The sequence below is a fragment of the Stenotrophomonas sp. 05L414_2 genome (assembly GCF_056397905.1).
In genome coordinates this window covers 20,802-27,365 of the sequence record NZ_JBFTOJ010000062.1, presented here as the reverse complement: position 1 = coordinate 27,365, position 6,564 = coordinate 20,802, and the positions used below count along the sequence as shown (strand labels likewise).

At 66.6% G+C, this 6,564-nt stretch carries 4 protein-coding genes; 1 reads left to right on the top strand and 3 read right to left on the bottom strand.

Annotated features, from left to right (window positions below; all coding sequences use genetic code 11):
• Nucleotides 1-172, top strand: a 172-nt coding sequence (locus AC1DJN_RS10760; protein ID WP_478039196.1) for a heavy-metal-associated domain-containing protein, incomplete at its 5' end; no start/stop codon positions are given.
• Between the two features lie 77 nt (nucleotides 173-249).
• Here AC1DJN_RS10760 and cueR read toward each other — a convergent pair.
• The 3 genes from cueR to AC1DJN_RS10745 all read right to left on the bottom strand — a co-directional run bounded on the left by cueR (nucleotide 250) and on the right by AC1DJN_RS10745 (nucleotide 6,360).
• On the bottom strand, nucleotides 250-702 hold the full coding sequence (cueR, locus tag AC1DJN_RS10755; protein ID WP_025874806.1) for a Cu(I)-responsive transcriptional regulator: 453 nt from the start codon (nucleotides 700-702) through the stop codon (nucleotides 250-252).
• 12 nt (nucleotides 703-714) lie between these two features.
• Entirely contained in the window at nucleotides 715-3,216 is a 2,502-nt protein-coding gene (locus AC1DJN_RS10750) for a heavy metal translocating P-type ATPase (protein WP_478039195.1), read from the bottom strand.
• A gap of 186 nt (nucleotides 3,217-3,402) precedes the next feature.
• Complete coding sequence (locus AC1DJN_RS10745; protein ID WP_478013526.1) at nucleotides 3,403-6,360, bottom strand: TonB-dependent receptor plug domain-containing protein; 2,958 nt, start codon at nucleotides 6,358-6,360, stop codon at nucleotides 3,403-3,405.
• Between the last annotated feature and the right edge of the window lie 204 nt (nucleotides 6,361-6,564).

Genomic DNA, 6,564 nt, shown 5'->3' with positions numbered 1-6,564 from the left:
GACCTGCGGCGGCTGCGCGCGCAGCGTGACCAAGGCGATCGAGCTGGTCGACCCGGCGGCGACGGTGTCGGCCGACCCGCCCAGCCGCCGCGTGCAGGTGCAGACCTCGGCCAGCGAAGCGCAGATCATTGCAGCGCTGACCGAAGCGGGTTTCCCGCCGCGCCCGGCCTGATCGCCTGACCCACTGCATGAACGATGCCCGCCCCGTGCAACTGCCGGGGCGGGCATTTTCTTTTCCGTATGTCGTCTTCAGGTCCTGCGCGCGCGCCTGCGTACCGCCCCGGTGGGCGCCGCCACCGGCGCAGCGCCCTCCTCGCCTTCGCCCAGCCGCTGCAGGATCGGGCACTCGGGACGATCATCGCCGGCGCAGCAGCTGATCAGTGATTTCAGCGTATCGGCCATCTGCCGCATGTTCTCGATGCGCTGTTCCAGATCATCGATGTGCTGCTCGGCCAGGCGCTTGACGTCGGCGCTGTGCCGCGAGGTGTCGTTCCACAGGCCCAGCAGGTCGGTGATCTCGGCCACCGAAAAGCCGAGATCACGCGCGCGACGGATGAAACGCAGCCGGTGCACGTCGGCCTGCGAATAGGCGCGATAGCCCGCGCCGGTACGGTCAGCTGGCGGAATCAGGCCGATCTGCTCGTAGTAGCGGATCATCTTGGCCGACACGCTGGATGCCTTCGATGCTTCACCGATGTTCATGCCATCACTCCTTTACTGGGCCGCATGGGACGCCTCGACCATCGGCGCCTGGAAGCGCCGCAGGCGCAGCGCATTGCCGAGCACGAACACACTGGACAGGGCCATGGCACCGGCGGCGAACACCGGCGACAGCAGCACGCCCCATACCGGGTACAGCGCACCCGCCGCGACCGGAATCAACGCGGTGTTGTAGGCGAAGGCCCAGAACAGGTTCTGGCGGATGTTGCCGATGGTCGCCTTCGACAGCGCGATGGCATTGGGCACGCCCTGCAGGTTGCCGGACATCAGCACCACGTCGGCCGATTCCACCGCGACGTCGGTGCCGGTGCCGATGGCCAGGCCCACATCAGCCTCGGCCAGCGCCGGCGCATCGTTGATGCCATCACCGACGAACGCAATCTGCCCGTAGGCCGCCTTCAACCGGCGCACCGCCTCCACCTTGCCTTCGGGCAACACCTCGGCCACCACTTCATCGATGCCGAGCTGGCGGGCGATGGCCTGCGCGGTGGCGGCGTTGTCACCGGTAATCATGGCCACCTTCAGACCCAGCTGGTGCAGGGCGGCAATGGCGGCCGGCGTACTCGGCTTGATCGGATCGGAGACGGCGATGATCGCCGCCAGGCGGCCATCGATGGCGGCATACAGCGGCGACTTTCCTTCGTTGCCGAGGCGGTCGGCCAGCGCAGCGAACATGCCGATGTCCACGCCCAGCGAACGCATGAAGCGATCAGCACCCACTTCCACCCGCGCACCGTCGACGCTGGCACGCACGCCCATGCCGGTCACCGACTCGAAATCAATCATCGGCGGCAACGCGATGCCCTCCTCCGTCGCCGCCTCGACAATGGCGCGGGCGATCGGGTGCTCCGAGCGCGACTCCACCGCCGCCACCCGCGCCAGTACCTGCGCACGATCGAAACCGTCGGCGATTTCCAGATCGGTCAGCAGCGGGCGACCTTCGGTCAAGGTGCCGGTCTTGTCCACCGCCACCACCTTGGCGTCCTTCAACAGCTGCAGCGCCTCGCCCTTGCGGAACAGCACGCCCATCTCGGCGCCACGGCCGGTGCCGACCATGATCGAGGTCGGCGTGGCCAGCCCCATCGCGCATGGGCAGGCGATGATCAGCACGGCCACCGCGTTGACCAGCGCGAAGGTCAGCGCCGGCGACGGCCCGAAGATCAGCCACACCAGGAAGGTGGCCAACGCCGCCAGCATCACCGCCGGCACGAACCACAGCGTCACCTTGTCGACCACGGCCTGGATGGGCAGCTTGGAACCCTGTGCCTGTTCAACCAGACGGATGATCTGCGCCAGCATGGTCTGCCCACCCACCGCGGTCGCACGCAGGGTCAGCGCACCCTTCTGGTTGACGGTGCCGCCAACCACGCTGCTGCCGGCCGACTTCTCCACCGGGATCGGCTCGCCGGTGATCATCGATTCGTCGACGTAGCTGCGACCATCGGTCACCTCACCATCCACCGGCACGCGCTCGCCCGGACGCACTTCCAGCAGATCGCCCAGCAGCACCTCGTTGATCGGGATATCGACGATGCGCCCTTCGCGGCTGACGTGCGCCACCTTGGCCTGCAGGTTGACCAGGCGCTTGATCGCCTCAGAGGTACGGCCTTTCGCGCGCACCTCCAGGAACCGGCCGAGCAGGATCAGCGCGACGRTCACCGCCGCCGCTTCGTAGTAGACATTCACCGTGCCCGCCGGCAGCAGGCGCGGGATGAAGGTGGCCACCACCGAATAACCGAACGCCGCCGCGGTACCCACCGCCACCAGCGAGTTCATGTCAGGCGCCAGGCGCAGCAGCGCCGGGAAGCCCTTCTGGTAGAAACGCCGGCCGGGAATGGCCAGGACCAGCGTGGTCAACACGAACTGCAGGTACCAGCTGGCCTGCATGCCGATCGTGGACATCACCCAATGGTGCATGCCGGGGATCAGGTGCGAGCCCATTTCCAGCACGAACACCGGGGCCGCCAGCACGCTGGCCAGGATCAGGTCGCGCTTCAGCGCCACCCGCTCGGCATCCTTCTTTTCCGCCGCTTCCTCGTCGACCTGGGTACCGCCATCGATCGCGCGCGCCGCATATCCAACCTTGTCGATCGCCGCCACCAGTGCATCGATGCCGGCAACGCCGCGCACGGTCGCACGCTCGGTGGCCAGGTTGACGCTGGCGTGGCTGACGCCCGGTACGGCCAGCAGCGCGCGCTCCACGCGGCCGACGCAGGACGCGCAGGTCATCCCTTCCACGGCCAGTTCGGTGGTCGCGGCGGGTACTTCGTAGCCCACCTTCTCTACTGCCTGGATCAGCGCATCGCGGTCGACCGGACCAGAGGAACGGATGTCTGCGCGCTCGGTGGCCAGGTTGACCGACACGCTGGCGACCCCCTCGACCTTGGCCAGGGCCGCTTCAACGCGGCCAACACAGCTGGCGCAGGTCATGCCTTCGATCGGCAGGCTGATGGTGGAAGCCGTCTCGTGGACGGCTGTGGGGCTGGAGGTGCTCATGGCCTGGTTTCCCTGGTTCCATCTGGAGGATGGTGACCAGCCTAGACCTTGCCACCGTGGGAAGGTCAAATCCACCCCACCCCGCCAACGACCCACCCATCCCGCGCGCGCCCAGTAGAGCCACGCCATGCGTGGCTGCCCGTCAAATCGTGGCTGGCGCCGGGCCATGGCCGGCGCCGCCTTCCCTCAGAACGTGAACACATACTCCAGCGCGAACTCGCGGCCCACCGCGCCCAACAAGCGGGTCGGCGCGAAATCGTAGTCGACCTTGTACGGGTCCTTGTGGTTCCAGCTGGTCGCATTGAACGCGTTGTTCACGTACAGATTGACCTTCATGAACTCGGTCACCTGGTAGCCGACGTTGAAATTCCACGTAATGAACGGCCCGACCCGCCCGTAATAGCGCGCCGTCTGCTCCCCCGCATTCGGGTTCGGATTGGCCGATCCATCCGGGCGCGTGGCGGGTTCCAGGCAGTTCAGCGACGGGCTGTCGCTGGGCACGTAGCCATCGGCGAACGGCAGGCAGCCGCCGGGGTTGTCCAGGCGGTCGGTGCCCCAGTGGTAGCGCACGCCCGGCACCGAGCCGATGCGGTCGGCATACACGTTCGCATTCCAGTTGCCACCCTGCCACGCCAGGCTGGCGCGCAGCTTGCTGCGCAGGTCACGGTCGCGACGCTCAGGGTTCGGATCGTTGGCGTAACGCTGTTCTTTCGTCGAAATCTGGTTGGTGTAGTTCACCCCCAGCTGGAAGCTGCCCCATGCGGCCGTCTCCAGCCGGTAGCGCGCGCTCAGGTCGATGCCGCGCACTTCGCGGCTGGCCAGGTTGAACGGCCCGCGCTCGATCGACACCAGCCGGCCGCTGCTGTCACGGTTCACCCGGGCCAGGATGCCGGCACAGTAAGCCTCACCTGCCGGGTTCGCCCACGGCGTGCCGTCCATGTTCTTGCCGGTCAAGCAGCCGGCCTCGCTGGCCAGCACCTCGTCCGCGCCGACGTCGACGATCATGTCTTCCAGCTTGATCGCCCAGTAGTCAGCGCTCATCGACAGGTTCGGCAGCACGTCCCACACGAAGCCGACCGTCCACGAATCGCCGGTTTCCGAGCGCAGCAGCGGCGTACCCCGGCGGTTCACGTCGAACGCGTACCAGACATCGGTATTGCCCACGCCGCAGTTGTTGACCAGATAAGCGCCGCTCTCGATGCAGCGCAGGCGGTCGTAGGTCAGCACTTCAGAACTGCTGGCCTGGCCCAGCAGGTAGTGCATGTCCGGCGCATGGAAGCTGGTCGCGTAAGAGCCGCGCACCAGCAGCGACTCGAACGGCCGCCATTCCAGGCCGGCGTTCCAGGTGGTTTCCTTCTGGCTGCCGATATCCAGCGCTTCGCCGCCGCCGTCGGCCTTGTAGCTGCCGTACCGGTCGTAGCGTGCCGCCGCGGTAGCGATCAGGCTGTCGGCCAATGGGATCTTGAACTCGACACCGGCCGAGTAGCGGGTACGCTCGCCACCGCCGCGATCAACGTTCTGCAGATCGAAATCGATGCCCGCGCGCGGGTCCGGGCTGAGGTGATAGCCCTGCTTGGCCACTTCGGCCACCGCGGCGAACGAGATCGGCCCGGCCCAGCCCTGGAACAGTTCACCGGTGATGTCGGCCGAGGCCTGGTTGACGTAGGACGATGCCCGGTTCTTCGCTACCGTGCCCATCTGCCAGTACTGGTCCGGGGTGATCGGGTTCCACCAGCGCGACTCGTTCAAGGCGTAGATCGCCTCGCCATCGCCGGTGGTGCCCAGCCGTGGGCCGAGGAAGAAGTCGTACGACTTCTGCTCGTCGACCACGTTCTGCCGCTCCTCGACGCGGTAGTAGGAACGGCCGACCGTGGCGCTCCAATCGAAGCGATCGGCCAGGCGCCCGCGCAGGCCTGCGCTGATATCCCACGACAACTCGCGGTTGGTATTTCGCAGCGTGTCCAGGCCACCGACTTCGTTCGGGGTGAACTGGCGCACGCCGAGCACCGGGCGATTGCGGTTGGCATCCCAGTAGTAACCGTTGGCATCGTCGATCAGCGACACGCTCGGCGGATTGGTGCCCCAGATCGCTTCGGAACGGTATACCGCCAGGTTGCTCCAGGCCTGCAGATCGTTGCCGAAATCGAAGGTGGCATACAGGTTGCCCGACAGGTTCTCCGAGCCTCCGGTCAACAGCCAGTTGGCGTAGTCGGCGCTCATGCCGCAGAGGCGGCCGGTGTTGCTCACCGTATTGGCGTTGTAGTTGTAGACCAAGCGGTCGGCGGTGTAGTACTCGCCAGCGAATTTCTCGCAGGTGCCGTCGGGCGGCGCCAGGCGCTGGCCGTTGCTGGGGTCGATCAACGCCAGGCCAGCGGTGGGACGGAAGCCGACCTTGCGCTGCTCCATGTTCCAGGACGGGTACAGCGCATCGTCGGCGTCGTCCATCTGCGGCCGGTCACGGCCGAACAGCGGATCGCGCTTGGTGTACTGCAGAGCGTAGGTCACGCTCCAGTTGTCGCCGGTCTTGCCGCCCGCCCAGGACAGATCCCAGGTGTCACGCCCGCCTTCGGTGGAGGTACCGCCGCGCACGCGCACTTCGTCGCCGTCGTAGTTGGTCTTGAGGATGACATTGACCACGCCGGCGATGGCGTCTGAACCGTAGATCGCCGAGGCGCCGCCAGTCAGCACTTCGATGCGTTCGACCGCCGCCGCCGGAATGTTGCTGTAGTTGGAGAAATTGGTCTCGCCGCCATAGGGCAGCGGATAGTCGGCCACGCGGCGGCCATTGACCAGCAGCAGGCTGCGGTTGGGGCCCATGCCGCGCAGGTTCAGGCCACTCGCGTTGGGGGTGTGTGAGCCCCACTGCGATGCCGCCTCGACCGTGCCGGTCGCCTCGGTCAGGGTCTTCAGAGCGTCGTATACGGTGACGAAGCCTTCCTTCTGGATCTGTGCGGCGCTGATCACGTTGACCGGGGCCGGGCCCTCGACGCTGGCACGCTTGATGCGCGAACCGGTGACGGTGACCGCATCAAGATCCTTGGTGGGCGACGGGGCCGCTTCCTGTGCGCCAGCGGCGAACGGCAGCAGGGCCAGGGCGAGGGCGTGGGACAGCAGATGACGGCGGTTGCGGACGGACTGAGCCATGGGTGGTTGCTCTTGGATGGTGGACGCGCGGTCGGATGGCGATCCCGGGCGTTGAATCGATCCATCTCGATTCGACCGCCCTCCCCTGTGGATCGATCCAAACTAAAGCACAGCTGAACCACGCCCAGCATGCGGCGACGCAGCATCCAGCGGACGCGCGTGGTTATCGCCGAAGGAAATCCAAGCGAATCAATTGGTTGCACG

Coding starts and splice junctions, on each gene's coding strand:
- cueR (WP_025874806.1), bottom strand. CDS start 702: ATGAACATCGGTGAAGCATCGAAGGCATCCAGCGTGTCGGCCAAGATG.
- AC1DJN_RS10745 (WP_478013526.1), bottom strand. CDS start 6,360: ATGGCTCAGTCCGTCCGCAACCGCCGTCATCTGCTGTCCCACGCCCTC.